22 protein-coding genes are annotated in these 26219 nt (G+C 73.9%); 13 read left to right on the top strand and 9 right to left on the bottom strand.

The features are described 5' to 3' along the window. Positions 1-2: 2 nt before the first annotated feature. Complete coding sequence (locus ACIBH3_RS12265) at positions 3-794, bottom strand: TIGR03089 family protein (protein ID WP_396311874.1); 792 nt, start codon at positions 792-794, stop codon at positions 3-5. A 113-nt stretch (positions 795-907) separates the two neighbouring features. Between ACIBH3_RS12265 and ACIBH3_RS12260 the strand changes: the two genes are divergently transcribed. Further along, positions 908-2074, top strand: a complete 1167-nt coding sequence (locus tag ACIBH3_RS12260; protein WP_396311873.1) for a peptidoglycan recognition protein — start codon at positions 908-910, stop codon at positions 2072-2074. A gap of 21 nt (positions 2075-2095) precedes the next feature. Here the strand turns inward: ACIBH3_RS12260 and ACIBH3_RS12255 are convergent, their stop codons facing one another. Continuing rightward, positions 2096-2590, bottom strand: a complete 495-nt coding sequence (locus ACIBH3_RS12255; protein ID WP_396311872.1) for an SgcJ/EcaC family oxidoreductase — start codon at positions 2588-2590, stop codon at positions 2096-2098. A 67-nt stretch (positions 2591-2657) separates the two neighbouring features. Between ACIBH3_RS12255 and ACIBH3_RS12250 the strand changes: the two genes are divergently transcribed. Then, on the top strand, positions 2658-3581 hold the full coding sequence (locus ACIBH3_RS12250; RefSeq protein WP_396311871.1) for a DNA-3-methyladenine glycosylase family protein: 924 nt from the start codon (positions 2658-2660) through the stop codon (positions 3579-3581). A 108-nt stretch (positions 3582-3689) separates the two neighbouring features. Here the strand turns inward: ACIBH3_RS12250 and ACIBH3_RS12245 are convergent, their stop codons facing one another. Genes ACIBH3_RS12245 through ACIBH3_RS12235 form a run of 3 tightly spaced genes read right to left on the bottom strand, consistent with a single transcriptional unit; the run spans position 3690 to position 6568 of the window. Then, positions 3690-4982: a coenzyme F420-0:L-glutamate ligase gene (locus ACIBH3_RS12245; RefSeq protein WP_396311870.1), complete on the bottom strand. Its 1293-nt coding sequence runs from the start codon at positions 4980-4982 to the stop codon at positions 3690-3692. Next, entirely contained in the window at positions 4979-5989 is a 1011-nt protein-coding gene (gene cofD, locus ACIBH3_RS12240; RefSeq protein WP_396311869.1) for a 2-phospho-L-lactate transferase, read from the bottom strand. Before cofD ends, ACIBH3_RS12245 begins: the two co-directional genes overlap by 4 nt. A gap of 30 nt (positions 5990-6019) precedes the next feature. Further along, complete coding sequence (locus tag ACIBH3_RS12235) at positions 6020-6568, bottom strand: cysteine dioxygenase (RefSeq protein ID WP_396312072.1); 549 nt, start codon at positions 6566-6568, stop codon at positions 6020-6022. Positions 6569-7385: 817 nt separating this feature from the next. Between ACIBH3_RS12235 and ACIBH3_RS12230 the strand changes: the two genes are divergently transcribed. From ACIBH3_RS12230 to ACIBH3_RS12220, 3 genes are all read left to right on the top strand, one after another. After that, entirely contained in the window at positions 7386-7658 is a 273-nt protein-coding gene (locus tag ACIBH3_RS12230; protein ID WP_148644569.1) for a WhiB family transcriptional regulator, read from the top strand. Positions 7659-8103: 445 nt separating this feature from the next. Next, positions 8104-11979 carry a glycosyltransferase gene (locus ACIBH3_RS12225; RefSeq protein WP_396311868.1) on the top strand — a complete coding sequence of 1292 codons (3876 nt, stop codon included), beginning with the start codon at positions 8104-8106 and terminating at the stop codon, positions 11977-11979. Between the two features lie 6 nt (positions 11980-11985). Beyond that, a complete protein-coding gene (locus ACIBH3_RS12220) occupies positions 11986-13614 on the top strand; it encodes a DUF5719 family protein (RefSeq protein ID WP_396311867.1) in 1629 nt (542 codons plus the stop codon). Between the two features lie 43 nt (positions 13615-13657). Here the strand turns inward: ACIBH3_RS12220 and ACIBH3_RS12215 are convergent, their stop codons facing one another. Further along, complete coding sequence (locus ACIBH3_RS12215) at positions 13658-14110, bottom strand: metallopeptidase family protein (protein WP_396311866.1); 453 nt, start codon at positions 14108-14110, stop codon at positions 13658-13660. A 153-nt stretch (positions 14111-14263) separates the two neighbouring features. Between ACIBH3_RS12215 and ACIBH3_RS12210 the strand changes: the two genes are divergently transcribed. From ACIBH3_RS12210 to ahcY, 6 genes are all read left to right on the top strand, one after another. Next, positions 14264-14629, top strand: a complete 366-nt coding sequence (locus tag ACIBH3_RS12210; RefSeq protein ID WP_396311865.1) for a DUF3499 domain-containing protein — start codon at positions 14264-14266, stop codon at positions 14627-14629. Between the two features lie 232 nt (positions 14630-14861). Next, positions 14862-16247, top strand: coding sequence for a phosphomannomutase/phosphoglucomutase (locus ACIBH3_RS12205; protein WP_396311864.1), 1386 nt, complete (start codon positions 14862-14864; stop codon positions 16245-16247). A 222-nt stretch (positions 16248-16469) separates the two neighbouring features. Next, positions 16470-16652, top strand: a complete 183-nt coding sequence (locus ACIBH3_RS12200; RefSeq protein ID WP_396311863.1) for a Trm112 family protein — start codon at positions 16470-16472, stop codon at positions 16650-16652. A gap of 116 nt (positions 16653-16768) precedes the next feature. Further along, entirely contained in the window at positions 16769-18010 is a 1242-nt protein-coding gene (locus ACIBH3_RS12195) for an SIS domain-containing protein (RefSeq protein ID WP_396311862.1), read from the top strand. A gap of 155 nt (positions 18011-18165) precedes the next feature. After that, positions 18166-19143 (top strand): cation diffusion facilitator family transporter, encoded by a 978-nt coding sequence (locus tag ACIBH3_RS12190; protein WP_396311861.1) that lies wholly within the window; start codon positions 18166-18168, stop codon positions 19141-19143. Between the two features lie 326 nt (positions 19144-19469). Further along, positions 19470-20918, top strand: coding sequence for an adenosylhomocysteinase (gene ahcY / locus ACIBH3_RS12185; RefSeq protein ID WP_396311860.1), 1449 nt, complete (start codon positions 19470-19472; stop codon positions 20916-20918). Between the two features lie 122 nt (positions 20919-21040). Here the strand turns inward: ahcY and ACIBH3_RS12180 are convergent, their stop codons facing one another. Both ACIBH3_RS12180 and ACIBH3_RS12175 read right to left on the bottom strand, forming a co-directional pair. After that, on the bottom strand, positions 21041-22129 hold the full coding sequence (locus tag ACIBH3_RS12180; protein ID WP_396311859.1) for a hypothetical protein: 1089 nt from the start codon (positions 22127-22129) through the stop codon (positions 21041-21043). A gap of 20 nt (positions 22130-22149) precedes the next feature. Next, positions 22150-22674: a SigE family RNA polymerase sigma factor gene (locus tag ACIBH3_RS12175; RefSeq protein WP_396311858.1), complete on the bottom strand. Its 525-nt coding sequence runs from the start codon at positions 22672-22674 to the stop codon at positions 22150-22152. Positions 22675-22796: 122 nt separating this feature from the next. Between ACIBH3_RS12175 and ACIBH3_RS12170 the strand changes: the two genes are divergently transcribed. Beyond that, positions 22797-23432: a hypothetical protein gene (locus ACIBH3_RS12170; RefSeq protein ID WP_396311857.1), complete on the top strand. Its 636-nt coding sequence runs from the start codon at positions 22797-22799 to the stop codon at positions 23430-23432. A 49-nt stretch (positions 23433-23481) separates the two neighbouring features. Here the strand turns inward: ACIBH3_RS12170 and ACIBH3_RS12165 are convergent, their stop codons facing one another. Beyond that, a complete protein-coding gene (locus ACIBH3_RS12165) occupies positions 23482-24546 on the bottom strand; it encodes an RDD family protein (RefSeq protein WP_396311856.1) in 1065 nt (354 codons plus the stop codon). Positions 24547-24788: 242 nt separating this feature from the next. Between ACIBH3_RS12165 and ACIBH3_RS12160 the strand changes: the two genes are divergently transcribed. Further along, the gene (locus ACIBH3_RS12160) at positions 24789-25793 is read left to right on the top strand and encodes a stage II sporulation protein M (protein ID WP_396311855.1); all 1005 of its coding nucleotides are present in this window, start codon (positions 24789-24791) and stop codon (positions 25791-25793) included. Positions 25794-26219: the final 426 nt, after the last annotated feature.

The following is a 26219-nucleotide window of genomic DNA, read 5'->3' as shown; positions in this document are numbered from 1 at the left end:
GGTCACCCCAGGCGCAGAGTCACCCGTTCGGACTCCAGCCGCTTCTCCCACTGAGTGGCCGTCAGCGAGTCGGAGTTGCGGCACAGCACCACCGAGGCGCCCGCCGCCAGCGGGGCCAGCAGCCCGGCCTCCAGTCCGGCCCAGTCCTCGTACGAGAGCGTGGAGAGCACCCGGTCGCCGGTCGACAGGCCGAGCCGTACGGCGCCCTCGCGGGCCAGCTGGACGGTCTGCTCACCGGTCAGCTTCAGCGGCAGGCCGTCCACCTCGGTCTCCAGCGCGGGTGCGTCCGGCGCGACGGGGGAGTACGGCGCGAAGCGGTCGCCCTGGCCGGGCACCTCGGCGGCGTAGTCCAGGAAGCCGTCCGGGCGCTGCGGGAAGCGGCCGCCGAGCGGGCGCAGCGCGAGCGCCACCCGTTCGCCGGAGCAGGCCTGTGCGGCCTCCAGCCCGTCCGGCCCGCTGACCACCAGGTCGGCCTCGGCCGGGTCGCCGCCGGGGGCGGCCGTCACTCCGACGGACCAGCAGGCGAGCAGCCAGACGGCGCTCTGCCAGTGGGCCGGGAGCAGTAGGGCGGCCCGGTCGTCGGGCCCCGCGTTGAGCTCGTCCTGGAGCAGGTTGGCGGTCTTGGCGACCCAGTTGTCGAAGGTCCGGGCGGAGAGCTCGACTCTCTCGCCGGTCGCGTCGTCGTAGAAGGTCACCAGCGGGAGTGAGGGGTCCGCAGCGGGAGTGCCGCCTCGCAGGTATGCGTGCAGCAGCTCGACGGGGGTGCGGGCATCGGCAGCGAATGGCGCAGTCATGGTGCGCCCCAGCCTACGGCCTCGGGGGTGGCCACCGGGAGGGGTGTCCGGCGGGTGTCGGCCGACTGCGCCTGGCGTGGCGTCACAATTGATTTGCCGCCAATATCCCATTTATGGACTTCTCGATTCTGACCGTCCTCGGGGCTGCCTCGACCGCCGCCCTGATCCTTCAACCCGCCGCCTCCGGCGCGGGGGCCGACCTGACGGCGCGGCATGCGATATCGACGGGAGCCGGCGGCGTGACGACCATCGCCATCGGCACCTCGCAGCAGCGCTCCGCGACCGGCGAACGCACCCTGGAGCCGCGGACCACCGGCTCGTTCACCCTCGTCGGCGTCAGCTGGGACGACCCCCGCGCCGACCTGGACGGCGGCGTGGTCCAGGTCCGCACCCGTGACGCCGCCACCGGCGTGTGGAGCGACTGGCACCAGCTCTCCGCCGACAACGACGACGCTCCCGACCCCGAGGCGGCCGAACACACCGGCCCCGGCACCCGGGGCGCAACCGCCCCGCTGTGGACCGGGCCCAGCGACGGCGTGGCCGTCAAGGTCACCCCCGGCCGCGGCGCCCTGCCCGCCGGGCTGCGCGCCGAGCTGGTCGACCCGGGCACGGGCGTCGCCGCGGGTGCCCCGCGCGATCTGCCCGCCGAGAGCGGCACCCCGGCCGACAACGAGGCCCCCCGGCCGGGCATCGTCACCCGTTCGGGCTGGGGCGCCGACGAGTCGATCCGCGAGCCCGGCTACGTCTACACCGGTCAGGTGAAGGCCGTCTTCGTCCACCACACCGACACCACCAACGACTACGCGTGCAGCGACTCACCGGCCATGATCAGGTCGATCTACACCTACCACGTCAAAACCAACGGCTGGCGCGACATCGGCTACAACTTCCTGGTCGACAAGTGCGGCACCATCTACGAGGGCCGGGCCGGCGGCGTCGCCAACCCGGTGCTCGGCGCCCACACCCTGGGCTTCAACACCAACTCCGCGGGCGTCGCCGCGCTCGGCACGTTCATCTCCGGGACGGTGCCGCAGCCGCTGGCGGACGGGGTCTCCAAGATCGCGGCCTGGAAGCTCGGCCTGACCGGCCAGGACGCCGGCGGTGAGACCACCCTGGTCTCCGGCTCCTCCGGCAGCCGCTACCCCGCCGGCACCACCGTCACCTTCAACACCATCTCGGGACACCGGGACGGCTTCGCCACCGAGTGCCCGGGCAGCGCGCTCTACGCCCGCCTGGGGGACATCCGCGTCTGGGCGGCACACCTGCAGGGCCGCAGCTGAACGCGGCGGGGCCGGCCGCGATCAGGCGGCCGGCCCGGGGGCCCGGCTCAGCAGGGCGCGCAGCTCCTGCGTCAGGGCCTCGGCCACCTCCGGGCGCCCGTGGTACTGGGCGGGGGTGTTCTGCAGCAGGGCGATCCGCCAGCCGGCGCCGTGGTTGACACCGACCACCGTCTGCAGGGCGTTGAGCGTCGGATCGAGGTCCGCGCTGTCGTCCGACACCAGGCCCGCCACCGCCTCCAGCAGTGCCACCCCCGGGGCCAGCGGGCGTACGTGCCTGACCTTGGCCACGTACTCGGGGGTCTCGTGGGCGGCGAAGATCCGGCTCAGCTCGGCGGCGATCGCCGACCTGCCCGCGTACCGGCTCCCGTCGAAGCCGATCACCACCCCGTCCTCGGCGAACGGCCCGGCGAAGGCCGAGCCGTCGCGTGCGTTCCAGCCCTCCAGCACCCGGTGGTAGAGCGCGCGCACCGCGCCCTCGTCGGCGGTGGAGAGCTCCGGTAGCCGCGTATCGTTCATATGTCCATGGTCGGCGACCCGGGCTGGACGGTACAGCGGAGGCGGGGCGGTACGGCGCAGGAGGTGCGTGGCGGTGGCGGGCGAGGCGGTACGGCGCTGGCGGCCCGGCTTCCCGCTCGACCTGGCCCGCACCCTGCTGCCGCTGCGCCGCGGGCCGGGCGACCCCTCCTACCGGACGACCGGCGACGGCGCCCTCTGGCGCTGCTCGCGCACGCCGGGCGGGATCGGGACGCTGCGGGTGCTCGCGCGCCCGGCCGAGGGCGAGATCGAGGCGTCCGCCTGGGGGCCGGGCGCCGACTGGCTGCTGGAGCGACTGCCCGTACTGCTCGGTGCGGAGGACGACCCGGGCGCGCTGGTGCTGCCGCCGGGGGCGCTGCGCGAGGCGCAGCGGCGCACCGCGGGCGTGCGGCTGGGCCGGACCGGCCTGGTGATGGAGTCACTGGTGCCGGCGATCCTGGAGCAGAAGGTCACCACCGACGAGGCGTACCGGGCCTGGCGGGTGCTGCTGCGCGACTTCGGGGCGCCCGCCCCGGGGCCGGCCGAGGGAATGCGGGTGGCGCCGTCCGCGCGGGACTGGTCGATGGTGCCCAGCTGGGAGTGGCACCGCGCGGGGGTGGACCCGCGGCGCTCGGCGGCCGTCGTCCGGGCGGCGCGGCTGGCCCCCCGCCTGGAGGAGGCCGCCGCGCTGGACCACGAGGCCGCCTTCGCCCGGCTGACCTCGGTCCCGGGCGTCGGCATCTGGACGGCCGCCGAGACCCTGCAGCGCAGCAACGGTGACCCGGACGCGGTGTCGGTGGGCGACTACCACCTGCCCAACCTGGTCGGCTGGGCGCTGGCCGGCCGCCCGCGCAGCGACGACGCCCAGATGCTCGCCCTGCTGGAGCCCTACCGCCCGCAGCGCCACCGCGTCTGCCGCCTGCTGCTCGCCACCTCCGGCCATGCGCCCCGCTACGGCCCCCGCCTGGCCCCGAACGACCACCGGCGGCGCTGAACCCACGCCGATGGATCCGTACGCGATCGGGCCGGACGTCAAGAAGCGGACGTCAAGAAGCGGACGTCCGCCGCGGGCGCTGACCACCCGCCGCGTACCCCGGGGCGTTCAGCGGACGGTGATGAAGGTGTCGGCGGTGCGGGCCGGGCGCTCGCGCGGGGGTTCGGCGGGGCGGCCGACGGCGATGGCGCCCATCGGGTCCCAGCCGGCGGGCAGGTCGAGGACGGCGCGGACGGTGTCGCGGCAGAACATGGTGGAGGAGACCCAGGCCGAGCCGTAGCCCTCGCCGGTGAGGGTGACCAGCAGGTTCTCCACCGCGGCGCCGATGGCGACGGTGAACATCTCGCGTTCGGCGGCGGCCCGGCGCTCGTCCGGGTAGTCGTGCGAGCCGTCCATCACCAGGCAGGGGACGACCAGGTACGGGGCGTCGCGCAGGACGTTGCCGCGGGCCGTGCGGCGGGCGATCTTCGCTTCGTCCCAGCCGTCGAGTTCGCGCAGATCACGCTGCCAGGCGGCGAGCATGGCGTCCAGCAGCCGGGTGCGGACCTCGGGCGTCTCCAGCAGGACGAAGCGCCAGGGCGTGGTGTGGTGCGGCGCGGGCGCGGTGACGGCGGCGGCCACCGCCCGGCGGACGGCCGCGGGATCGACCGGTTCGCCCGTGAAGGCGCGGATGGTGCGGCGCAGGGTGACGGCCTGGCGCAGCGCCTCGGAGGTGCCCAGCCGGAACATGTCGTCGGCGGCGGGGCGGATCAGCGGGCGGGTGCCGGGGCCGTCCTCGGCGGTGACGAGCCCGGCCAGACCCCGGACGACGGCGACCGGTGTGCCGGTGGCCTTGCCCTTGACCAGGTCCGCGGCGGCGGCGAGTTCGTCGGCGGTCGCGGTGACGGTCAGTGCGAGTTCGTTGCCGTGGCTGTCGGTGCGCCCGCGGTGGTCGTCCAGGACGGCCAGCCCCGCGGCGCCGATCGCCACGTCGGTCAGGCCCTGGCGCCAGGGCCGGCCGAAGGTGTCGGTGATGACGACGGCCAGCCGGCGGCCGGTCCGCTGCTGGAGGGCGGCGCGCAGTGCGCGGGCCGAGGCGTCCGGGTCCTCGGGCAGCAGCAGGACGGTGCCGGGCGCGGTGTTGGAGGCGTCCACCCCGGCGGCGGCCATCACCAGGCCGTGCCGGTTCTCGACGATCCGGGCGGGCCCGCGCCGGGCGACCACCCGGACCGTCTCGGCGTCGATCGCGGCCTCGCGGTCGGCGGCGTGCAGCAGCCGCCCCTCGGCCTTGCTGACGATCTTCGAGGTGACCAGCAGGATGTCGCCGTCCTCGAACTCGCCGGCCTTGGCGATCAGCTCGGCGAGGTCGCTGCCGGACTCGATCTCCGGCAGGCCCGTGACCGGCAGGACGTGCAGGCTCATACCCGGACCTGCTCGGCGAGCTCCAGCGCCGCGCGGGCCATCGCCGCCGTCGCCTCGGCGTCGGTCATCAGCAGCGGCACGGCCCTGCAGCGGATCCCGGCCGCCTCGACGGCCGCGACCGCGTCCTGGTCGGCGGTGTCCACCAGCCAGCCGTCCAGCAGGCCCGCCGCCCGCCCGGCCCCACCCTCGTCGGAGCCTGCCCGCTGCGCGGCCCTGCCGCCGTAGTTCAGCGCGACGGCGTCCGCCGTGGCCTCGACGCCCACGGCGGCGAGCACCTTGTCGGCCATCCCCCGCACCGGCGCGCCGCCGATGATCGGGGAGAGCCCGACCACGGGTGCGGACGCCTGGCTGACGGCCTGCCGGATGCCGGGCACCGCGAGGATGGTGCCGATGCTGACGACCGGGTTGGACGGCGGCAGCAGGATCACGTCGGCGGCCGCGATGGCCTCCAGCACGCCCGGCGCGGGCTTGGCCGTGTCGGCGCCGACCGGGATGATCGCCTCGGCGTCGACGGCGGCGTGCAGCCGGACCCAGTACTCCTGGAAGTGGATCGCCCGGGTGCCGTCCGCGTCGGTGATCCTGACGTGGGTCTCCACCCGGTCGTCGCTCATCGGCAGCAGTCGCACGCCCGGCTGCCAGCGGACGCAGAGCGCCTCGGTGACCTGGCTGAGCGAGTAGCCGGCGGTGAGCATCTGGCTGCGTACCAGGTGGGTGGCGAAGTCGCGGTCGCCGAGCCCGAACCACTCGGGGCCGACGCCGTACTCCTTCATCTCCGCCTTGATCGACCAGGTCTCGTCGGCCCGGCCCCAGCCCTGCTCCTCGTGGATGCCGCCGCCGAGGGTGTACATCACGGTGTCCAGGTCGGGGCAGACCTTCAGCCCGAAGAGGTGGATGTCGTCACCGGTGTTGCCGATGACGGTGATCTCGTCCTCCGGGGAGACGACGTCCTTGAGGCCGCGCAGGAAGCGCGCTCCGCCGATCCCGCCTGCCAGTGCCACGATGCGCATGCGCCCATCCTGCCAGAGCCGGACGAGGCGTCAGTGTGCCGCGGACTGCGCGGCGGCGCGGCGCTCGGCCAGGGCCGAGGCCTGCGGCTGCGCCTGCTGCTCGGGCTGCGCGGCGGCGTACTGGGTCATCTCGGTCAGGCCGGGCGTGTAGAGGTGGATCGAGACGGCGGGCTCCAGCGAGGCGTTGACCACCTCGTGCAGGTACCCGGAGGAGAACACCCGCCGCCCGCCCGGGCGCAGGGTGCGCGCGCCGTCGCCGGCCGCGGTGAGCGAGCGCTCGACCAGCTCGCCCTGGACGACGGTCATGACACCGGAGGAGTCGCCGTGGTCATGGAAGCCGGTGGACTGGCCGGGCAGCCAGCTGAGCAGCCAGACCTCGTACCCGGGGCCGGTCTCCAGCCGGGCGTACCAGCGGGTGAGGGCGTCGAAGCGGACCAGCGGTTCCCACCGGGCGCGGTCGGCGGCGATCTCGCGGACCAGCCGGGCGTGGCCGGCGACGGTGGTGGGGTGGGCGGGCAGGTCGGTGCGGCCCAGGTGCGGGAAGGCCAGCGGGTCGCCGGCGATGGAGACGTCGCTCAGGCCGTCGGCCCACCGCGGCCGGGCGATCGGGGCCTCGGCGGTACGGGGCCGGGCGGCCGGGGAGGTGGCGAGGGCTCGGCGGGCGAGTTTGGTGCGATCGCGGTTGCGCTGGCGGATGCGGGTCATACGCATGGGCGTGTCCTCGGAGACGGCTGGTTCGGAAGGGATCAGCCGGGTCCGCGGATGTCCTGGGGCGGGAGCGCGGGCGGCCTCTGTGGTTCCTGGGCGGCGCGCGGTGGGACGCGTGCGCCTAGATACAGCAGGAACAGAGGCGACAACAGAGAGAAGAGCTCGCGGCACGGCGGAGCGCGGTCTGGCGGCTCCGGCGGGCGGCGAACTCTGACATGCGTGCAAGGAGACCGCAACGGGAGGAGCCGTGTCAACTCGATCACTGGGACATTCGGGGCTCAGGGGCCATGAATCACCGGATGGGGTGATAAATCACCCTCTAGGTTTTGATGTGAAGATCGCCGGGAAGGCAGGGCGATGACCGGTTCCGTCCGGCCGGCAACCTTGCCGGGCCGCTCGGCGTCCCCTCTCTCGGGGGGTGGTCAAGATCGGCTGCGCCCCTGTTGACTGCAGGTCAGTGGGCGGGCGGTTGTGGATGGTTCGTCCACCCGCGAGCTGCAAAGTCCGGAATGTCCGGATATGTACACTATTCGTAACAGCTTGGTGCCAGGGAGTGAATCCTCGGCCCAATACCAGAGCTCGGCTTGACTAGGCCAGAGTGACGCAACTGTAATTTCACTCGTGTCGTTCAGCCGCATCAGCAGCGGCAACCACGGGGACGCCAAAAGGGGCAGAGGAGGCGCGCCACATGAGCGAGCTCTTTGAGCTGTTGATCGGTGACGGCATCGAGGAGGAGGAAGAGGAACTCGGTTGGCAGGAGCGCGCGCTGTGCGCCCAGACCGACCCGGAGTCCTTCTTCCCCGAGAAGGGCGGCTCCACCCGCGAGGCCAAGAAGGTTTGCCTCGCCTGCGAGGTCCGCTCCGAGTGCCTGGAGTACGCCCTCGCCAACGACGAGCGGTTCGGGATCTGGGGCGGCCTCTCCGAGCGTGAGCGCCGGCGGCTCAAGAAGAGCGCCGTCTGATCCCGGTCGTCCACTGACCCGGCGTCGGCCGCCCCGCGCAGACCGCGGCAGCCGACGACCACATCTGCCCGTGCCGGCGCCTCACCAGACGGTGGGGCGCTTTCGCTTTCCCCGGCACCCGTTCCCCCGCACCTCCCTGGCGCCTGCTCTCCGCGGCGCCCGCTCTCCCGTGCGCCCGCCCAGGTGCCCGCGCCCGGTGGCCCCCCGGGCGGACGCCGCGGCGCGCCCCGGCGGGGAACCCTCGACAACTCCTGCACCGACTCCGCGAACATCTCCGCCACCCGGAGCCGTTAGTGTGGTGCGCCATCCGGGTGCTGCGCACCCGGCCAGCGCACCGCCGCCCGCCCCCGTACCAACGGCGTGACCGGACGGCACCGCGCACCTCCGCCGTCCACCGGCTTCAACCACCGGCTGCATCGACTGAAAACTGGGGCCCGCGCACTCGATGACTGTCTACAGCCACCAGAGCGGCTTCTCCGCTGCCAGGCCTCCCGCGTACCCGCGTCACCTGGTCACCGCGGTGATCGTCTCCCACGACGGCGCCCGCTGGCTGCCGCAGGCCCTGGCCGGACTGCTCGGCCAGGACCGCCAGGTACAGCGCATCCTCGCCGTCGACACGGGCTCCACCGACACCTCGCCCCAGCTGCTCGCCGACACCCTTGCCGACTGGCTGCCCGAGAGCGGCCCGATCGTGCTCGGCCGCCGCGCCGGCTTCGGTACCGCCGTCGCCGAGGCCGTCTTCAACAGCCCACTGCTGCGCCCCGCCGACCTCCCCTACAGCCTGGACCCCTCCGGGTACGACCCCGTCACCGGCGGCTGGGACGACTTCGGGGACCCGCTCGGCGCCGAGGACGAACTCGGCCGCGGCGGACCGCGCGAGACCCAGCCCGTGGAGTGGCTCTGGCTGCTGCACGACGACTGCGAGCCGCAGACCGACGCCCTGCGCCGGCTGATCCAGGTCGCCGACTCCACCCCCTCCGCCGCCGTCATCGGCCCCAAGCTGCGCAGCTGGTACGACCGGCGCCAGCTGCTGGAGGTCGGCGTCAGCATCGCCCGCTCCGGGCGCCGCTGGACCGGCCTGGACCGCCGCGAGCAGGACCAGGGCCAGCGCGACCAGGTCCGCCCCGTCCTCGCCGTCTCCAGCGCCGGCATGCTGGTGCGCCGCGACGTCTTCGAGGAGCTCGGCGGCTTCGACCGCGCGCTGCCGCTGATGCGCGACGACACCGACTTCTGCTGGCGCGTCAACGCGGCCGGCCACCGCGTGGTGATCGCCCCGGACGCCGTACTGCGGCACGCCGAGGCCGCCAGCCGCGAACGCCGCGCCATCGACTGCGCCTCGGCCCACCCGCACCGGGTCGACAAGGCGGGGGCCGTCTACACCCTGCTCGCCAACTCCAAGGGCCTGGTCCTCCCGTACGTCCTGCTCCGGCTCATCCTCGGCACCCTGCTGCGGGTGCTCACCAACCTCGTCGGCAAGGACCCCAAGCAGGCCTTCGACGAGCTGGCGGGCCTGGGCCACGAGCTGATCCGGCTGCCCAGACTGCTCCTCGCGCGCAAGCGCCGCGCCAGGACCAGGTCCGTCGACCCGCTCGACGACCGCACGCTCTTCCCCGCGCCCGGCGCCACCGCCCGCCTCGCCGTCGAGGGTGCGATCAGCTCACTCGGCATCGGCGGTACCGACGACTCCGGCGCCGGCCGGCACGGCTCGGTCGAGGCCGGGCCCGGTGACGAGGACTCCGAGGACCTGGTCGTCGAGCAGTTCGCGCTGATCAAGAAGCTCGCCCGGCGCCCCGCGCCGGTGCTCTTCGCCGCCCTGCTGGTCTTCGCGCTCCTCGCCTGCCGCTCCCTGTTCGGCTCCGGCGACCTGCTCGGCGGCGCGCTGCTGCCCGCCGCCGACGGCGCGTCAGGCCTGTGGGGCATGTACGCCGACGCCTGGCACCCCGTCGGGACCGGCTCGACCGCCACCGCACCGCCGTACCTCGCGGTGCTCTCGGTGCTGTCCTGGCTGCTGTTCGACCACGCCGACCTCGCCGTCACCCTGCTGGTCGTCCTCGCCATCCCGCTCGCCGCCGTCAGCGCCTACCTGGTCTCACGTCCGCTGCTGGACTCGAAGATCGTCCGCGCCTGGGCCAGCGCCACCTACGCCCTGCTGCCCGCCGCCACCGGCGCGCTGGCCCAGGGCCGGATCGGCACCGCCGTCCTCGCCGTCCTGCTGCCGCCGCTGGCCCGCGCCGCCGCCATCACCGCCGGCCTCGGCATCCGCGCCGAGACCGCCGCCAAGGGCGCCCGGCCAGGTTGGCGCAGCGCCTGGATGACCGTCCTGCTGCTCACCCTCACCACCGCCTTCGTGCCGCTGGCCTGGGCCCTGGCCGTCCCGCTCTGCCTGGCCATGCTGGCCGTCGCGGTGCTGCGTGGCGGCGCCTTCGGCTCCGGCCTGGAGGCCCTGCGGCTGCTCGGCCTGCGGGTGCTGGTCGTGCTCGGCGTACCCGTCCTGGTGCTCGCGCCGTGGTCGCTGCACGTGCTCGCGCACCCCTCGCGGCTGCTGCTGGAGGCCGGCCTGCCCGGCTTCAACGGGCCTTCGGCGAGCCCGCTCGGCCTGCTCCTGGTGAACCCCGGCGGCTCCGGCGTCCCGCCCGTCTGGCTCTCGGCCGGTGTGGTGCTCGCCGCGCTCGCGGCCCTGCTGCGCGCCGACCGCCGCCGCGCCGTACTCGCCGCGTGGGGCGCCGCCGGCGCAGGCATGCTCTTCGCCGTCGCCGTGGCCGGCACCAGCGTCACCCCCGCCTCCGGCGGCAGCGCCGTTCCCGCCTGGGCCGGCCCCGCCACCCTGCTGACCGGCATCGCGCTGCTGGCCGCCGCCGCGATCGGCGCCGACGGCGCCAACGCCCGCGTGGCCGGCATCGCCTTCGGCTGGCGCCAGCCCGTCGCCGCCCTGGTGGTGGCCTCCGCGGTGCTCGCGCCGCTGGGCACCGCCGTCTGGTGGGCCGTCAGCGGAGCTGACGGCCCGCTGCGGCGCACCGCCGCCGCCCAGGTCCCCGCCTTCATCGCGGAGGAGGCCGGCAGCACCGACCGCTCCCGCACCCTCGTCCTCACCGGCGACGCGAACGCCACCGCCATCCGGTACGCCCTGGTGCGCGGCGCCGGCCTGACCCTCGGCCAGACCGAGGGCACCGTCGACTCCGGCGCCGCCGCCGGCGGCCTGACCGCCCAGGTCGGCAGCCTGCTGGCCGGCTCCGGCGCCGACCAGGCCAGCGCGCTGGCCGCGTACGGCGTCGCGTACGTGCTGGTCGAGCAGCCGATGATCGACAAGGTCAAGGACGTCCTGGACACCACCCCCGGCCTGACCAAGGTCAGCCAGGACGGCGGCACCGCCCTCTGGCAGGTCAGCGGCGTCCCGGCGACCCGGGCGGTGATCACCGCCCCGGGCACCCGCCCGGTGGCCGTCCGCTCCGGCGAGCGCGACCTCGACACCACCGTCCCGGCCGGCCCCGAGGGCCGGGTGCTGCGCCTGGCCGAGCAGGCCGGCCCCCAGTGGCAGGCCGCCCTGGACGGCACCGCCCTGGAGCCGACCACCGTGGACGGCTGGGCGCAGGGCTTCAAGCTCCCGGCCGGCGGCGGCAAGCTCAGCGTCGTGCGCGAGAGCGGCCTGGCCCACACCGGCTGGATCTGGGCCCAGCTGCTGCTCGGCGTGACCGTCCTGGTGCTCGCCCTGCCCGGGCGGCGCAGCCACAAGGACGACGACCTGCCGGAGGAGGTGGTCGCCGCCGCCGCGCTGGCCGCCGCCGCCCAGGCGCAGGCCCCCGCCCCCGGCAGCCGCCGGGCCCGCCGGATGGCCGAGCGCGGGGAGGGCGCCGACGAGGCCGGCGAGGAGGGCGGCGTGTACGAGGGCGTACGGCCGGGTGCGATCCCGCAACAGCCCACCGAGGCCCCGGCCGACCCCGGGCGTGGCGCGGGCCCGGTGCCCGCCGCCGAGCCGTACGCCGTCGCCTACCAGGACCAGTCCTTCCAGCAGGCCGACCCGTACGGCTGGGATCCCTACGCGGCCCAGCAGCAGCCCGCCGCCGCCCCCTACGGCGGCCAGGACGGCTACGGCCAGCAGTACCAGCAGGCCGGGTACGAGCAGGCCGGGTACGAGCAGGGCGGCTACGAGCAGCCGTACCAGCAGCCGCCGCAGTACGGCTACGACCCGTACGCCGCCGGCGAGCAGCAGCAGCCGCCGCCCTACCCGCCCGGCGCTCCGCAGGGCGAGCCGTACTACGAGGACCACCCTGACGACCCGAACAGGCCGGGCCAGTACCCGCACCACCACGGATCGGGGAGCTGACCCGCGATGAAGAAGCCCACCTTCAAGAAGCCCGCCTCCGCCGCCACCGACCCGGCGTCCGGGGGCCGGACCGGCACCAGGACCACCCAGTCGCTGCTGGCCGCCGCCGTCGTACTCGCCGCCGTCCTCGGCATCGCCGAGCTGCGCCCGCCGGCCACCGCCCCGGGCGTGGACGCGGCCGGCGCCGCCACCACGGCCGAGGTCGAGCGCACGGCTCTGGTCTGCCCCCAGCCGATCCAGGGGCTGACCGGTTCCACCGCGCTGACCGCCTTCGCCCCGCCCGGTGCCAAGGCCGCCGGCGGCACCGGCTCGGTCAGCGACGTCATCCCGCCGCCGGCCGCCCCCACCACGGCTCCCTCGGCACCGGCCGGCGCCGCGGCGGCGCCGGCCCCCTCGGCCACCGCCCCCGACCCGGCCGCGCCGCCCGCCGACGCCCGGCTGTCGCTGACCAAGCCCGGCGTCCCGGCGACCGCCCCCGCCGCCAACGGCGACAACGCGCCTGGCTCGGCCGCCGTCGCCAGCGGCGGCTACGCGCCCGGCTTCACCGTCAGCCAGACCACCACCGTCACCGACCAGCGCGGCCTCGGCATGTCCGGCGTCACCTGCGCCACCGCCGGTACGAGCTTCTGGTTCGCCGGGGCCAGCACCGCCGGGGACCGTACGGACTACGTCAGCCTGACCAACGCCGAGTCGACCGCCGCCGTGGTCGACCTCAAGCTGAGCGGCGACAAGGGCCCGATCGAGAACGACGCCGCGAACGGCATCACCCTCGCCCCCGGCACCTCGCAGGCCGTGCTGCTCTCCACCCTGGTCAAGGACAAGATCACCGACCTCGCCGTGCACGTGGTCGCCCGCAGCGGCCGGATCGGCGCCGCCCTGCACGCCGCCGACGGAAACAAGGGCGCCGACTGGGTGCCCGTCTCGGCCGATCCCGCACCCACCCAGGTACTGCCCGGTCTGCCCGCCGACACCGCCTCGGCCCGCCTGGTGGTGGCCGCCGACCCGCGGGACGACGCGGACCTGAAGATCCAGCTCTCCGGCAAGAACGGCTGGTTCACCCCGGCCGGCAACGAGACGATCCACGTCAAGGCCGGCATGGTCGCCGCCGTCGACCTGGGGAAGATCACCCGGGACGAGGTCGCCGGGCTGCGGCTGTCACCCACCGACGACAACCACCCCACCCCGATCGTGGCCGCGCTGCGGGTCGACCGCGCCACCCAGAACGGCAAGTCGGACGCAGCCTGGCTCTCCGGCGCCGCTCCCGTGGGCGCCCGCGCGAGCATCGCCGACAACCGGGGCGGCGGGGCGTCCACGCTCTACCTGACCTCTGCGGGCGAGGCCGGCACCGTCCGGGTCACCGCCTCCGCCGGCACCGGCGGTGGCACCCCGGCCACCAAGGAGGTGCAGATCGCTGCGGGCGCCACGGTCGGCCTGCCGGCGCCCGAGCCGCAGGGGCTGAACGGCACCTTCGCGATCACCGTGGAGACGCTGTCCGGCGGCCCCGTGATGGCCGCCCGGATGATCGCGGTGACCACCAAGGACGTCCCGATGTTCACCGTCCAGTCGCTGCACGACGACCGCAGCACCGTCAAGGTCCCGCACGCCGTGCAGGACCCGGCAGTGGTGGTCCGCTGACCTCGGCGGCCGGCCCGCCCGCGGCGGGCCGGCCGCCGGCGGGTCAGTCCTCGTCGTAGCGCGGGTCGATGGCGTCGGGGGAGAGCCCCAGCAGCTCCGCCACCTGCTCGATCAGGATCTCGTGCACCAGTGCCGCGCGGTCCTCCCGCGACTTCGCCCTGATCTCCACCGGCCGCCGGTAGACCACGACCTGGCTCTTTCGCCCCTGCTTGGCCGGCATCACCCGGCCCAGCGGCACCCCGCCGTCCGGATCCTCCTCGCCCTGCCCGGGCAGCGGCACCTCCTGAACGGCGAACTCCACCTCGATCAGCTGCGGCCAACGCCGCTCCAGACGCTCCACGGACTCTCGTACGTAGTCGTCGAACAGCTCGGAGCGGGTGAGCGAGATCGGTACCTGAGGCGGGGCCAGCGGGCCGCGCAGGCCCCTGCCATGCCGGTCGCGGTGCCGGGGGCGGCGCGACGGTCCCGTTGATGACTGCGGTGCGGAGCTGTCCATATCACCGTCGAGCGTAGTCCTTGGAGGGTCGGAAGTGGACCACCCCGGCCCAAGAGCGGCGGGCGCCGGGGGGCGCACGGGACGCGACACGGGCGCACTCACCGGGGGGCGGGTCTTCGCCACCCGGCGGGGAGTGCGGTACCGTCCACCCTCGTGAGCTCTGTACGTCGTTGTTCGCGGACCGCGTGCGGCCGGCCGGCCGTCGCGACGCTGACGTACGTCTACGCGGACTCCACCGCCGTCCTCGGACCGCTCGCCACCTACGCCGAGCCGCACTGCTACGACCTGTGCGCCGAGCACGCCGAGCGCCTCACCGCCCCGCGCGGCTGGGAGGTCGTCCGCCTCGCCGCGGAGGCCGGGCCGCTGCGCCGCAGCAGTGACGACCTCGAAGCCCTCGCCAACGCCGTCCGCGAGGCCGCCCGCCCCCAGGCGCCGCGTCAGGTCCGCGGCCCCGAGGGCGATCCGGCCGAGGCGGGCCGCCGCGGACACCTGCGGGTGCTGCGGTCGCCCGACAATTAGGGCTCGGCTCGCGGTACTTCCGAAGCTCGGCTCGCCTGGTTGCTGGGGCTCGCGCGCGGTACTTCCGGAGCTCGGTCGCCGCCCGCGTGTGCTGTCCGTACCCGGCCGGGTGGGGGGCTGGCGGGGCCCCGGTACGCTTCCCACCTGTCCGGGTACCCAACGGTGCTGTGCCGGGACGTATCGTGACCAGGGGCAACCAGCCCTCCGATCAGATCATCAGGGTGGAGCCGTAGTGCGCGACCTCAAGCAGCTCGTGAAGGCGTACGACGTCCGGGGCGTCGTGCCCGACCAGTGGGACGAGAGGCTGGCCCGTGCCTTCGGCGCCGCGTTCGTCAAGGTCACCGAGGCGACCGCGATCGTGGTCGGCCACGACATGCGCCCCTCCTCGCCCTCGCTGAGCCGGGCCTTCGCCGAGGGTGCGGCCGCGTACGGCGCCGACGTCGTCGAGATCGGGCTCTGCTCGACCGACCAGCTCTACTACGCCAGCGGCAAGCTCGACCTGCCCGGCGCGATGTTCACGGCCAGCCACAACCCGGCGCAGTACAACGGCATCAAGATGTGCCGCGCCGGCGCGGCGCCGGTCGGCCAGGACACCGGCCTGTCCGAGATCCGCGAGCTCGTCGAGTCCTGGACGGACGAGGACGACAGCGTCACCGTCCCGGCCGTCGATGTGGCGCCCGGTTCGCTCTCCGGCCAGGACACCCTGCGCGGTTACGCCGACCACCTGCTCGGCCTGGTCGACCTCACCGCCATCCGCCCGCTCAAGGTCGTGGTGGACGCGGGCAACGGCATGGGCGGCCACACCGTCCCCACCGTCTTCGACGGTCTGCCGCTCGAACTCGTCCCGATGTACTTCGAGCTGGACGGCACCTTCCCCAACCACGAGGCCAACCCGCTCGACCCGGCGAACATCGTCGACCTGCAGGCCAAGGTCCGCGAGGTGGGCGCCGACATCGGCCTCGCCTTCGACGGTGACGCCGACCGCTGCTTCGTCGTCGACGAGCGCGGCGAGCCGGTCTCGCCGTCCGCCATCACGGCGCTGGTGGCCGCCCGCGAGATCGCCCGCGCCAGGGCGGCCGGCGAGGACGAGCCGACCGTCATCCACAACCTGATCACCTCCTGGACCGTCCCCGAGGTGGTCCGCGAGCTCGGTGGCAAGCCCGTCCGCACCCGGGTCGGCCACTCCTTCATCAAGCAGGAGATGGCCGTCACCGACGCCGTGTTCGGCGGCGAGCACTCCGCGCACTACTACTTCCGGGACTTCTGGCGCGCCGACACCGGCATGCTGGCGGCCCTGCACGTGCTGGCCGCCCTCGGCGGGCAGGAGGGCACGCTCTCGGCGCTCACCGCCGAGTACGACCGGTACGCGGCCTCGGGCGAGATCAACAGCACCGTCGAGGACCAGGCCGGCCGCTCCGCCGCCGTCCGGGCCGCGTACGGCGAGCTGGCGGGCACCACCGTCGACGAGCTGGACGGCCTGACCGTCGCCGGCCAGGACTGGTGGTTCAACCTGCGCGCCTCCAACACCGAGCCGCTGCTGCGCCTCAACGTCGAGGCCAAGGACCCGGCCCGGATGGCCGAGCTGCGCGACGGCGTGCTCGCCATCGTGCGCGGCTGACACCCGGCACCGAATCCCGTACCGAACCCCGCGCCGCACCCGGCGGCGCACCACCCGACGAACCCGCAGTGCCCCGGCCGGTGGGCCGCCGTGCACCCGGAGGACGCGCCGAGCCGAGAGGCACCGGACCAACAGCGCCCGCAGGGACACGAGCGAGTAACCTCCTACTGGCCGGGGCACCGCCGTGCCGCCCCACCCGCGAGATCTGGAGCCTGACGCCCAATGAAGCTGGAACCCTTCCTGCTGGAGATCCTGGTCTGCCCCCAGTGCCGGGCCGCGCTCACCGAGGGCGGTTCCGAGGAGCAGCCCGAGCTCCTCTGCACCGGTGAGACCTGCGGACTGGCGTATCCCGTCCGCGACGGCATCCCGGTGCTGCTCGTCGACGAGGCCCGCCGCCCGTCCTGACCTTGCCGGGCTCCGGCCGGGGCCCGGGTCCTGACCTTGCCCGGCCGGAGCGGTGCGCGCCGCCCGGACCACCCCACCCCGTCGGTAGCTCCACCTCTCAGTCGGAGGCCAGCCGCATGCTCGACGACACCCTGCTCGACGACCCGGCCGCCCTCCAGCGCGCCGACCGCGACCACGCGCTGCTCGCCCTGGCCGGCGCCGGCGCCCGGGTGCGGACGGCCCTGCGGCTCGCCGACGCGGCAGGCCTCGCCGCGCTGCGGCCCGACGGCCGCCCGCGCGGTGTGCTGGTCGCCGGGCACGGCAGCGCGGTGGCCGCCGGCGAGATGCTCGGCGCGCTGGCCGGCACCGGCTGCCTGATCGCCACGCTGCCGCCCACCGACGCGAACCCCGTCCCCAGAGCCGGGCGGGACGTCCGGCCGCCCGCCTTCACCGCAGGGCTCGTCTGGCAGCTGCCCGGCTGGGCCGGCCCGCTCGACCTGCTGGTGATCGCCTCCGGTGACGGCGGCGAGCAGGGCCTGGTCACCCTCGCCGAGCAGGCGTACGCGCGCGGCTGCGCGATCGCGGTGATCGCCCCGACCGGCAGCCGCCTGGCCGAGGCCGCCCTCCAGGTCCGCGCCCTGCCGCTGCCGTACGTCCTCCCGGCGCTGCCCGACCGGGACGAGTCCGGCGACCTGCCCGCGGAGCCCGACCTGCCCGCCGAGGACCCGGGCGCGCTGTGGGCCTTCCTCGCCCCGCTGCTCGCGCTCACCGAGAAGACCGGCGTCACCCAGCTCCCGGCGGGCTCGCTGCCCGCCACCGCCGACCGCCTCGACGAGACGGCGGTCCGCTGCCGCCCCGACGCCGCCGCGTACACCAACCCCGCCAAGAGCCTGGCCGGACGGCTGGCCGGCACCGTCCCGCTGCTCTGGGCCGAGGGCCCGGTCGCCGGCGTCGTCGCCGCCCGCTTCGCCGCGCTGCTCGCCGACCGCGCCGGGCGTCCCGCCCTGGCCGGCCTGCTGCCGCAGGCACTCACCGCGCACCGCGGCATGTTCACCGGCCGCCTCGGCGCGGGCGCCGACCCGGACGACTTCTTCCGTGACCGGGTCGACGAGCCGGACCCGCTGCTGCTCCAGGTGCTGCTGCTGCGCCACACCCCGGGCCGCCCCGGCGAAGCGCAGGGCCCGGCGGAGGTGGCGGCCGACGACGAGGGCGCGCGCAGCTTCAGCGTGCTGCGCGCCCACCGGTTGGCCGCCGCGCACGAGGTCCGGCTCACCGAGTACGCCGGCGTCCGGGCCGATCCGCTGCACGCGCTGGCGGAACTGGTCGGCCTGACCGACTTCGCCGCCGTCTACCTGGGGCTGGCGGCCGACCGCTCCTGACCGGCGGCGAACGGGGGGCGCGGCGCCCGCCCGAGGCGTGACCGGAGCCGGAGCGTGCGGGGCGGGCGGGATACCGTATGCGCCGGTAAGCAAGCAGAGCACAGCACAGCGCGGCCGCAGCAGCACGGCCCCGGCGGAGGGAAACCGACCCCAGCATGAGTACCGAAGGCGGCACCAAGGCACTAGTCGCGGCCCTGTCCGCGAACCTGGCGATCGCGGTGGCCAAGTTCACGGCCTTCGCGTTCACCGGCTCGTCCTCGATGCTCGCGGAGGGCGTGCACTCGGTGGCCGACTCCGGGAACCAGGTCCTGCTGCTGGTCGGCGGCAAGCGCTCCACGCGCAAGGCGGACGAGGAGCACCCGTTCGGCTACGGCCGCGAGCGCTACATCTACGCCTTCCTGGTCTCCATCGTGCTGTTCACCGTCGGTGGCCTGTTCGCGATCTACGAGGGCTACGAGAAGATCCACGACCCGCACGAGCTGCACGGCTGGTACTGGGCGGTCGGGGTGCTGGTCTTCGCCATTCTGATGGAGGGCTGGTCGTTCTGGACGGCCATCAGCGAGTCCAACAAGGCCAAGGGTGACGTCGGCTGGGTGCAGTTCATCCGCCGGGCCAAGGCGCCCGAGCTGCCCGTCGTGTTGCTGGAGGACACCGGCGCGCTGGTCGGCCTCTTCCTCGCGCTGATCGGCGTCTCGCTCACCGTCGTCACCGGCGACGGCGTCTGGGACGGCATCGGCACCCTCTGCATCGGCCTGCTGCTGGTGGTCATCGCCGTCGTGCTGGCGCTGGAGACCAAGTCGCTGCTGCTCGGCGAGTCCGCCGCGCCGGAGGTGATCAGGCAGATCCGCGAGGCGCTGGTGGACCACGACGCCGTCACCGGTGTGATCCACATGCGCACGCTGCACCTCGGGCCCGAGGAGCTGCTGGTCGCCGCCAAGATCGGGGTCAACGCGGAGGACAGCGCGGCGGACGTGGCGCGTGCCATCGACGCCGCCGAGGTCAGGGTCCGCCGGTCCGTGCCGATCGCCCGGGTCATCTACCTGGAGCCGGACGTCTACACCGCGGAGAAGGCGGCCGCCGGCGCCGACCCGCGGGCCACCCCGGGCGGTCCGGGTCCGGGCTCGGCGCACTGAGGCGTGCGGCCCGCCTCCCCTGGTCCGGACGGGCTTCGGCGCCCGGCATCGGGCGGCCGGATCCGGTCCGTCCCAGCCCTCGGGAGCGGGCCGTCGGTGTAGATTCGTCGCAGAGCCAAACGTCGCTGCTGATGGCGGTCGATCGGTCCCGGGCGGTCCTGCCGCCCGTACCGGTCGAGGGAGAGAGGTCCTCCGACGGATTGTGCCGTGCAGCAGGGAGCCGGTCCGCCGGCAGCCCTGGCGTCGCCGCGCACCCGTGGCCCCGCCGTGCTGCGACGCACACCGGACCTTGGCCCGCCCCATCCACGCAGCGAGGAGCAAGACGCATGCCGTCGAACATCACCGGTGACTTCAAGGTCGCCGACCTCTCCCTGGCGCCGTTCGGCCGCAAGGAGATCCAGCTGGCCGAGCACGAGATGCCCGGCCTGATGGCCATCCGCAAGGAGTACGCCGCCGAGCAGCCGCTGGCCGGCGCCCGGATCACCGGCTCGCTGCACATGACCGTGCAGACCGCCGTCCTGATCGAGACCCTCACCGCGCTCGGTGCCGAGGTCCGCTGGTGCTCCTGCAACATCTTCTCGACCCAGGACCACGCGGCCGCCGCCATCGCCGTCGGCCCCGAGGGCACCCCCGAGAACCCCACCGGTGTCCCGGTGTTCGCCTGGAAGGGCGAGACGCTGGAGGAGTACTGGTGGTGCACCGAGCAGGCGCTCACCTGGCCCGACGGCCAGACCCCGAACATGATCCTGGACGACGGCGGTGACGCCACCCTGCTGATCCACAAGGGCGTCGAGTTCGAGAAGGCCGGCTCCGCCCCGGACCCGTCCACCGCGGACAACGACGAGTTCCGGATCATCCTGGAGCTGCTCAACCGCACCCTGAGCGAGTCCCCCAGCAAGTGGACCGACGTCGCCGCGACCATCAAGGGCGTGACCGAGGAGACCACCACCGGCGTCCACCGCCTGTACGAGATGCACCGCGACGGCAAGCTGCTGTTCCCGGCCATCAACGTCAACGACGCCGTCACCAAGTCGAAGTTCGACAACAAGTACGGCTGCCGCCACTCCCTCATCGACGGCATCAACCGCGCCACCGACGTGCTGATCGGCGGCAAGGTCGCGGTCGTCGCCGGCTACGGCGACGTGGGCAAGGGCTGCGCCGAGTCGCTGCGCGGCCAGGGCGCCCGGGTCATCGTCACCGAGATCGACCCGATCTGCGCCCTCCAGGCCGCCATGGACGGCTACCAGGTCACCACCCTGGACGAGGTCGTCTCGATCGCCGACATCTTCATCACCACCACGGGCAACAAGGACATCATCCTTGCCTCGCACATGGAGCAGATGAAGCACCAGGCGATCGTCGGCAACATCGGCCACTTCGACAACGAGATCGACATCGCGGGCCTGGCCAAGCTGCCCGGCGTCGTCAAGACCGAGATCAAGCCGCAGGTCCACGAGTGGCGCTTCGCGGACGGCCACACCATCATCATGCTGTCCGAGGGCCGCCTGCTGAACCTGGGCAACGCGACCGGTCACCCGTCGTTCGTGATGTCCAACTCCTTCGCGAACCAGACCATCGCGCAGATCGAGCTCTTCACCAAGACCGCGCAGTACCCGGTCGGCGTGTACGTGCTGCCGAAGCACCTGGACGAGAAGGTCGCCCGCCTCCACCTGGACGCGCTGGGCGTCAAGCTCACCGTCCTGAGCCAGGAGCAGGCCGACTACATCGGCGTCCCGGTCGAGGGCCCGTACAAGGCGGACCAGTACCGCTACTGATCCTGCCCCGAGGTAGGACAGCGCTCGAAACCGTACGGCCGGTGCCCCCGCGGCACCGGCCGTACGGCGTTCCAGGCGGCCCACCCGCCGCCGGTCCGGCGGCGGTGGGCCGAGCACCCGTCCTAGCCGAGCACCTGGGTGGTCCAGGTGCTGTCGTCCACGCCCAGTGCCTTGATCCTGGTCAGCAGGCCGGGCAGGCCGCCCAGCTGTTCGACCGCCCCGGTGCTGCCCTGCGGCGTCGAGACGCAGATCTGCATCCCGTTGTCGATCTTGCAGAGCGGCGGGTTGGGGTCGGTGTACGGCGAGCCGTCGGTGCCCGTCGGCGAGGCGGTCGGATCGGGCCTGACGGGGTTCACGTTCACCGAGACGACCTTGCCCTCCACGGAGAGCAGCATCCACAGGTCCCAGGGGAGCTCATCGGGGGCCGGCCGGTCGAGCGACACGTCCGTGGCCGTGAAGGTGCCCGGCAGCCCGACGAACTTCACCGGGAGCGGCACGTCCGCCTTCCCGAACCGGACGTCGGCGGCGACCCGCAGTGCGACGTCCTTCGACCCCGCGTCCAGCGCCGTCTCGGAGACCAGCTGTGCCCACCGCCCCGAGGCGGTCATCCAGCGCAGCGTGGGTGTCCCCAGGGCGGCCTCGTCGGCGTTGTCTGAGACCACCCAGTACGCCGTCCGCCCGTCGACGGGCGGAGCCTCGACCCGGTGGGCGGTGCGGCCGCCGCTCGGATCCCCGACCTGCGGCTCCGTGCCGGCCGGGAACAGGCTGAGAATCATCCGGGGTGCCCGCTCCCCCGTGCCCCGCGCCTGGGCGTCGTTGCCGTGGTAGCCGAGCTCGTACCCGACGCCCGCCCGGCCGCCCGCCCAGTCCGGCAGCCAGCCGAACCGGACCTCGGTGGTCAGCGGGTCGGCGTCACCACGGCGGGGGGTGCGGGTCGCAGTGGGGGAGGCGGGCGGTGAAGCGGACGCCGACGGGCCGGGCGTCGCGCTGCCGGTGGCCGCAGGGGGAGCGACGGTGTGCCCGACCCCCGCGCCCGACGCCTGCAACGCCAGCGAACCGCCCACCGCCACCAGCGCCAGCGCGGTCGCGGCTCCGGCCGTCGCGAGCCGCCGGCGGCGGACCCGGGAGCGGCCCCGCAGCAGAGCTCCCATGATGTCGATGCCCGCCGGAGGCGCCGGCTCGTCGGCCAGGTCGCTGAGCCGAGTGGTCAATTCGGGGTACTCCTCGCTGGTCATGGCGTCCTCTCAGCGACGATGGGGCGGACGACGAGGGTCTGTCGCAGGGCATCGAGCCCGCGCGAGGTCTGGCTCTTGACGTTGCCCGGGGAGCAACCCATGGCCTCGGCCGTCTGGTCGACCGTCAGGTCGCAGTAGTAGCGCAGTACCACCGTCGCCCGCTGGCGCGGCGGAAGGGTGCCCAGTGCCTGCCGCAGGTCCAGCGAGGCGTCCAGATCAACGCTCAGCGACGCAACGTCCAGAGTCGCGTCCTCGCCGCCCCGGCCGCGCCCCGCCCACCGCCACCACGGCGAGCGCTGCTCGGCCAGGAACGTGTTGACCAGCACCTTTCGGGCATAGCCGTCCACGTTCTCGACCCGGCCGGCCCTCGGCCAGTTCACATAGAGCTTCGTGATGCTCTCCTGGACCAGATCGTCCGCGCGGTGCCAGTCCGCACAGAGCAGATAGGCCACCTTGCGCAGCCACCCCGCCCGGGAGCTCACGTACTCGGTGAACTCGGCGTCGCGTGTCTGCTTCGCCATCGATGGCCCCCCTCCCCTCGTCTCGGCGGTGCCCAAGCGCACCTGCCGACTCCCTAATGCGGGCACCAGGGCGAAAGGTTGCATGCCCTCGGCCGGCGACCGCCCCACGTAGGCTTCGGGCCATGCCCAATGGCCGCTACTCGCTCCACGACACCCACGACCGCCTCCTCCTCGGGGAGGAACGCTTCAGCTGCGCCCCCGGCCCGGCGGGCTGGCGCTACGTCTCCAAGACGTACGGGCCGGACGGCGAGACGCTCGGCACCACCGACCTCACCCTGGACTCGCGCAGCCGCCCGCTGCGCCTCGAACTGCGGGCCGGCGGGTGGCAGGTGCGCGGCGGCGCGGTCGACGGGGTCGCCTGGGTGCGCACGGACGCCGCCGACCCGGGTGGCGAGCACACGATCGAGGGCCACGACCAAGCACACGGCTTCACCGGACGCTCCCCGGCCTTCCTGGTGGCCACGGCGCGGCTGCTGCGCCTGGAGCAGGGGGCGAGCGCACGGGTGCGGCTGGTGGCCTTCACCGAACCGGTGCTGGCACCGCGCACCTTCGACCAGGGCTGGCTGCTGGAGAGCGTCGAGACGCACGAGACGGACTCCGGCCCGCTGCTGGTCGAGCGGTACCAGGTGGCCGACCTGGAGACCGGCGAGCAGCAGGTGGTGCACCTGGCCGGGGACGTGGTGCTGGCCGCGGCCGGCATCGAGCTGGAGGAGCTCGCCTCGCCGCCGAACCAGTGGCCGGCGTCGTACGGGGGCTGAGCGGGCCGAGCGCCCGGTGCTCAGGAGCCCGGCACTCGGGCGGGCGGGTTCAGGCGGGCGGGGCGAAGCCGGTGTCCGGAGCCTTCGCGGCCGGGGCGGGAGGCGTGGCCGGGCCGGGCTGCTCGGGCAGGGCCGCGGCAGGCATCGGGGTCGGTGCGGCAGGCGCGGACGGTGCGGCCGCCGCGGCCTGGGCGGCCCAGCCGGCGTGGACGCGCGCGGGGGCGGCCTGCCCCTGCGGGGCCGCTGCCGGCTCCGGGTGCGCGACCGGGTGCGCGACCGGGTGCGGACCGGCCTGCGCCGGGATCGGCGAACCCCACGGCGCGGCGTGCTGACCGGCCTGCTGCGGGTGGGCGCCGGCCGTCCGGGCCCACTCGCGCCGCTGGCGCTCGGCGAGCACCGCCCCGAGGTACGCCGCCGGATGCACCGAGGCAGGGGCGGGGTGGCCGGTACGTGCGGCGACATCCCCCGCCAGCCGGACGGCCATGCCCTGCGCCACCTCGGGGTCCAGCTGCCCGAGCCGCCCGAGGAACTGCCGGACCGCGAGCCACAGCCCGTCCGGCACCGCCGACAGGTCCAGCGCGGTGAGCTCGCCGCTCAGCGCGTGCATCAGCTGCGGCGGCAGCGGCGGCAGCGGAGCCGCGCTGCCCCCCGAGCCCGGCACCCGCTCACGTACCACCAGCGTGCCGGCGAAGATGTCGCCGAGCCGCTTGCCCTCGGGGGAGACCAGCGAGCAGATCGCCGCCGGGACCCCGCTGAGCATCACGATCTCGAAGAAGCCGACCAGGGCCCGCACCAGCGTGTGCCGGAACCGCACCGGCCCGCCGTCACTGCGCACCACCCGGAGCCCGAAGGCGGCCTTGCCGATCGAACGCCCACGGGACAGCGTCTCGACCATCACCGGCACCGCGACGAGGAAGAAGACCATCATCCCGAGCACCGTGGCGGCCAGGGCCGCGCTGTCGATGCTGCTCGCCGTCATGGCGAAGATGAAGATCGTCAGGAGGAAGGCGCCGACCTCGACGGCCAGGTCCAACGCGAGCGCCAACGCCCGGCTGGGAAGTTTCGCCGCCCGCAGTCCGAGGACGACCGCCTCACCCGTCACCAGGTCGCTCACAACACCCGCCCGTTCCCGTTCATGGCCTGCCAAGTGGAGGGTGCCCGGCGGACCGCCCCCCGCGATCGCACTGTCCGCAGCCGCCAACATACGGTGAGGCGCACCCGCACCGGAAGTGCGGTCCACCGTCACGGGCGAACTCCCGTACGGCCTCTGGCAAGCTAGCCCCCGCCCGCACTTCCGTTCCCGCCTTCCACCGTCTCTCCCACCCACTTGCTGCCGCAGACCATGGAGCGTGCCGTATGGACCTGGACGTCTTCGTCTCCACCCACCAGGCGGAGTGGGCCAGACTGGACGCCCTGACCAGGCGACGCCGGCTCACCGGCGAGGAGGCCGACGAGCTGGTCCTCCTCTACCAGCGGGCCACCGGCCACCTGGCCAAGGTCCAGGCCGCCGCGCCCGATCCCACCCTGGAGGGCCGGCTGACCAGGCTGGTCGCCCGCGGCCGGGACGCGGTGACGGGCAGCCGGAACACCGGCTGGCGCGACTTCGGCCGGTACTTCGTCGTCAGCTTCCCGGCCGCGCTCTACCGTTCCCGCCGCTGGTGGATCCCGATCGCGCTGCTCTCCCTGCTGGGCGCCGCGCTGATCGCCTGGTGGCTGGCCGCTCACCCCGAGGTCCGTGACAGCCTGGCCGCGCCGGAGCAGATCCGGGAGATGACGAGGCCGGGCGGCAGTTATGAGAGCTACTACTCCGACCGACCTGCCAGCTCCTTCGCGGCCCAGGTGTGGACCAACAACGCGTGGATCGCGGCGCAGTGCCTGATGTTCGGCGTGGCGCTGGGCCTCCCGGTGCTCTGGGTGCTCTTCAGCAATGTGCTCAACCTCGGTGTCGGGCTGGGCCTGATGGCCTCCGCCGGACGGCTGGATCTCTTCCTCGGCCTGCTCATCCCGCACGGCCTGCTGGAGCTCACCACGATCTTCGTGGCCGGCGGTCTCGGCCTGCGCCTGGGCTGGACGGTCATCGACCCCGGCCACCGCACCCGCTCCACCGCACTGGCGGAGGAGGGCCGGGCCGTGATCGGTATGGCACCGGGGCTGGCGGTGGTGCTCATGGTGGCCGGCGCCCTGGAGGCCTTTGTGACGCCCTCCGGTCTGCCCACCTGGGCGCGTATCGGCATCGGCGTGGTGGCGGAGGGCCTCTTCCTCACGTACGCCTTCGTCCTCGGCCGCCGCGCGGTCCTGGCGGGCGAGGTGGGCGACGTCGATTCACCCGATCGAGCGGACCTCCAGCCGGTGGCGGCCTGACCGCGATGTGCTGATCAAGCCCCTGACCTGCTACTCTTCTCGAAGTCGGGGCAAACCATTGACTTGGTGAGCCAGGACTAGTAGGTTTAAACGGTTGAGTCGGACTGGACAACGGTCTGGCTCGGGCGTTAGTGTCTACGACACCGCCGAATCGGGACAGTGTGCATTTACGAATGCCTTTCCCGAGAGGTAAATCCCGGAACTGAGCACACCGAAACCTCTGATAGGCTTCGGAGCGAAGTTGAAGGAAATCCCCCCAGTGGGAATTCGGAGAAACAAACGCCGGTCAAACCGGCGGGCGCGGATCTGATAAGCTGGAAACACGAAAGAGCGAAGCGCCCGGAGAGTTCACGAGAGTGACTCGAAGGAAGTGTCCGTTCCTTGAGAACTCAACAGCGTGCCAAAAGTCAACGCCAGATATGTTGA

This window comes from Kitasatospora sp. NPDC050543, assembly GCF_044457565.1.
GTDB lineage: Bacteria > Actinomycetota > Actinomycetes > Streptomycetales > Streptomycetaceae > Kitasatospora.
The sequence above is the reverse complement of the archived record's forward strand: the minus strand, read 5'-3'. Positions and strand labels throughout refer to the sequence as shown.

What these genes read in the sequence shown, in the direction of transcription:
- ACIBH3_RS12255 (WP_396311872.1), bottom strand. Translation starts at nt 2,590, where the DNA reads ATGAACGATACGCGGCTACCGGAGCTCTCCACCGCCGACGAGGGCGCG.
- ACIBH3_RS12160 (WP_396311855.1), top strand. Translation starts at nt 24,789, where the DNA reads ATGGACCTGGACGTCTTCGTCTCCACCCACCAGGCGGAGTGGGCCAGA.
- ACIBH3_RS12265 (WP_396311874.1), bottom strand. Translation starts at nt 794, where the DNA reads ATGACTGCGCCATTCGCTGCCGATGCCCGCACCCCCGTCGAGCTGCTG.
- ACIBH3_RS12260 (WP_396311873.1), top strand. Translation starts at nt 908, where the DNA reads ATGGACTTCTCGATTCTGACCGTCCTCGGGGCTGCCTCGACCGCCGCC.
- ACIBH3_RS12215 (WP_396311866.1), bottom strand. Translation starts at nt 14,110, where the DNA reads ATGGACAGCTCCGCACCGCAGTCATCAACGGGACCGTCGCGCCGCCCC.
- ACIBH3_RS12190 (WP_396311861.1), top strand. Translation starts at nt 18,166, where the DNA reads ATGAGTACCGAAGGCGGCACCAAGGCACTAGTCGCGGCCCTGTCCGCG.
- ACIBH3_RS12245 (WP_396311870.1), bottom strand. Translation starts at nt 4,982, where the DNA reads ATGAGCCTGCACGTCCTGCCGGTCACGGGCCTGCCGGAGATCGAGTCC.
- ACIBH3_RS12175 (WP_396311858.1), bottom strand. Translation starts at nt 22,674, where the DNA reads ATGGCGAAGCAGACACGCGACGCCGAGTTCACCGAGTACGTGAGCTCC.
- ACIBH3_RS12230 (WP_148644569.1), top strand. Translation starts at nt 7,386, where the DNA reads ATGAGCGAGCTCTTTGAGCTGTTGATCGGTGACGGCATCGAGGAGGAG.
- cofD (WP_396311869.1), bottom strand. Translation starts at nt 5,989, where the DNA reads ATGCGCATCGTGGCACTGGCAGGCGGGATCGGCGGAGCGCGCTTCCTG.
- ACIBH3_RS12200 (WP_396311863.1), top strand. Translation starts at nt 16,470, where the DNA reads ATGAAGCTGGAACCCTTCCTGCTGGAGATCCTGGTCTGCCCCCAGTGC.
- ACIBH3_RS12195 (WP_396311862.1), top strand. Translation starts at nt 16,769, where the DNA reads ATGCTCGACGACACCCTGCTCGACGACCCGGCCGCCCTCCAGCGCGCC.
- ACIBH3_RS12170 (WP_396311857.1), top strand. Translation starts at nt 22,797, where the DNA reads ATGCCCAATGGCCGCTACTCGCTCCACGACACCCACGACCGCCTCCTC.
- ACIBH3_RS12225 (WP_396311868.1), top strand. Translation starts at nt 8,104, where the DNA reads ATGACTGTCTACAGCCACCAGAGCGGCTTCTCCGCTGCCAGGCCTCCC.
- ahcY (WP_396311860.1), top strand. Translation starts at nt 19,470, where the DNA reads ATGCCGTCGAACATCACCGGTGACTTCAAGGTCGCCGACCTCTCCCTG.
- ACIBH3_RS12220 (WP_396311867.1), top strand. Translation starts at nt 11,986, where the DNA reads ATGAAGAAGCCCACCTTCAAGAAGCCCGCCTCCGCCGCCACCGACCCG.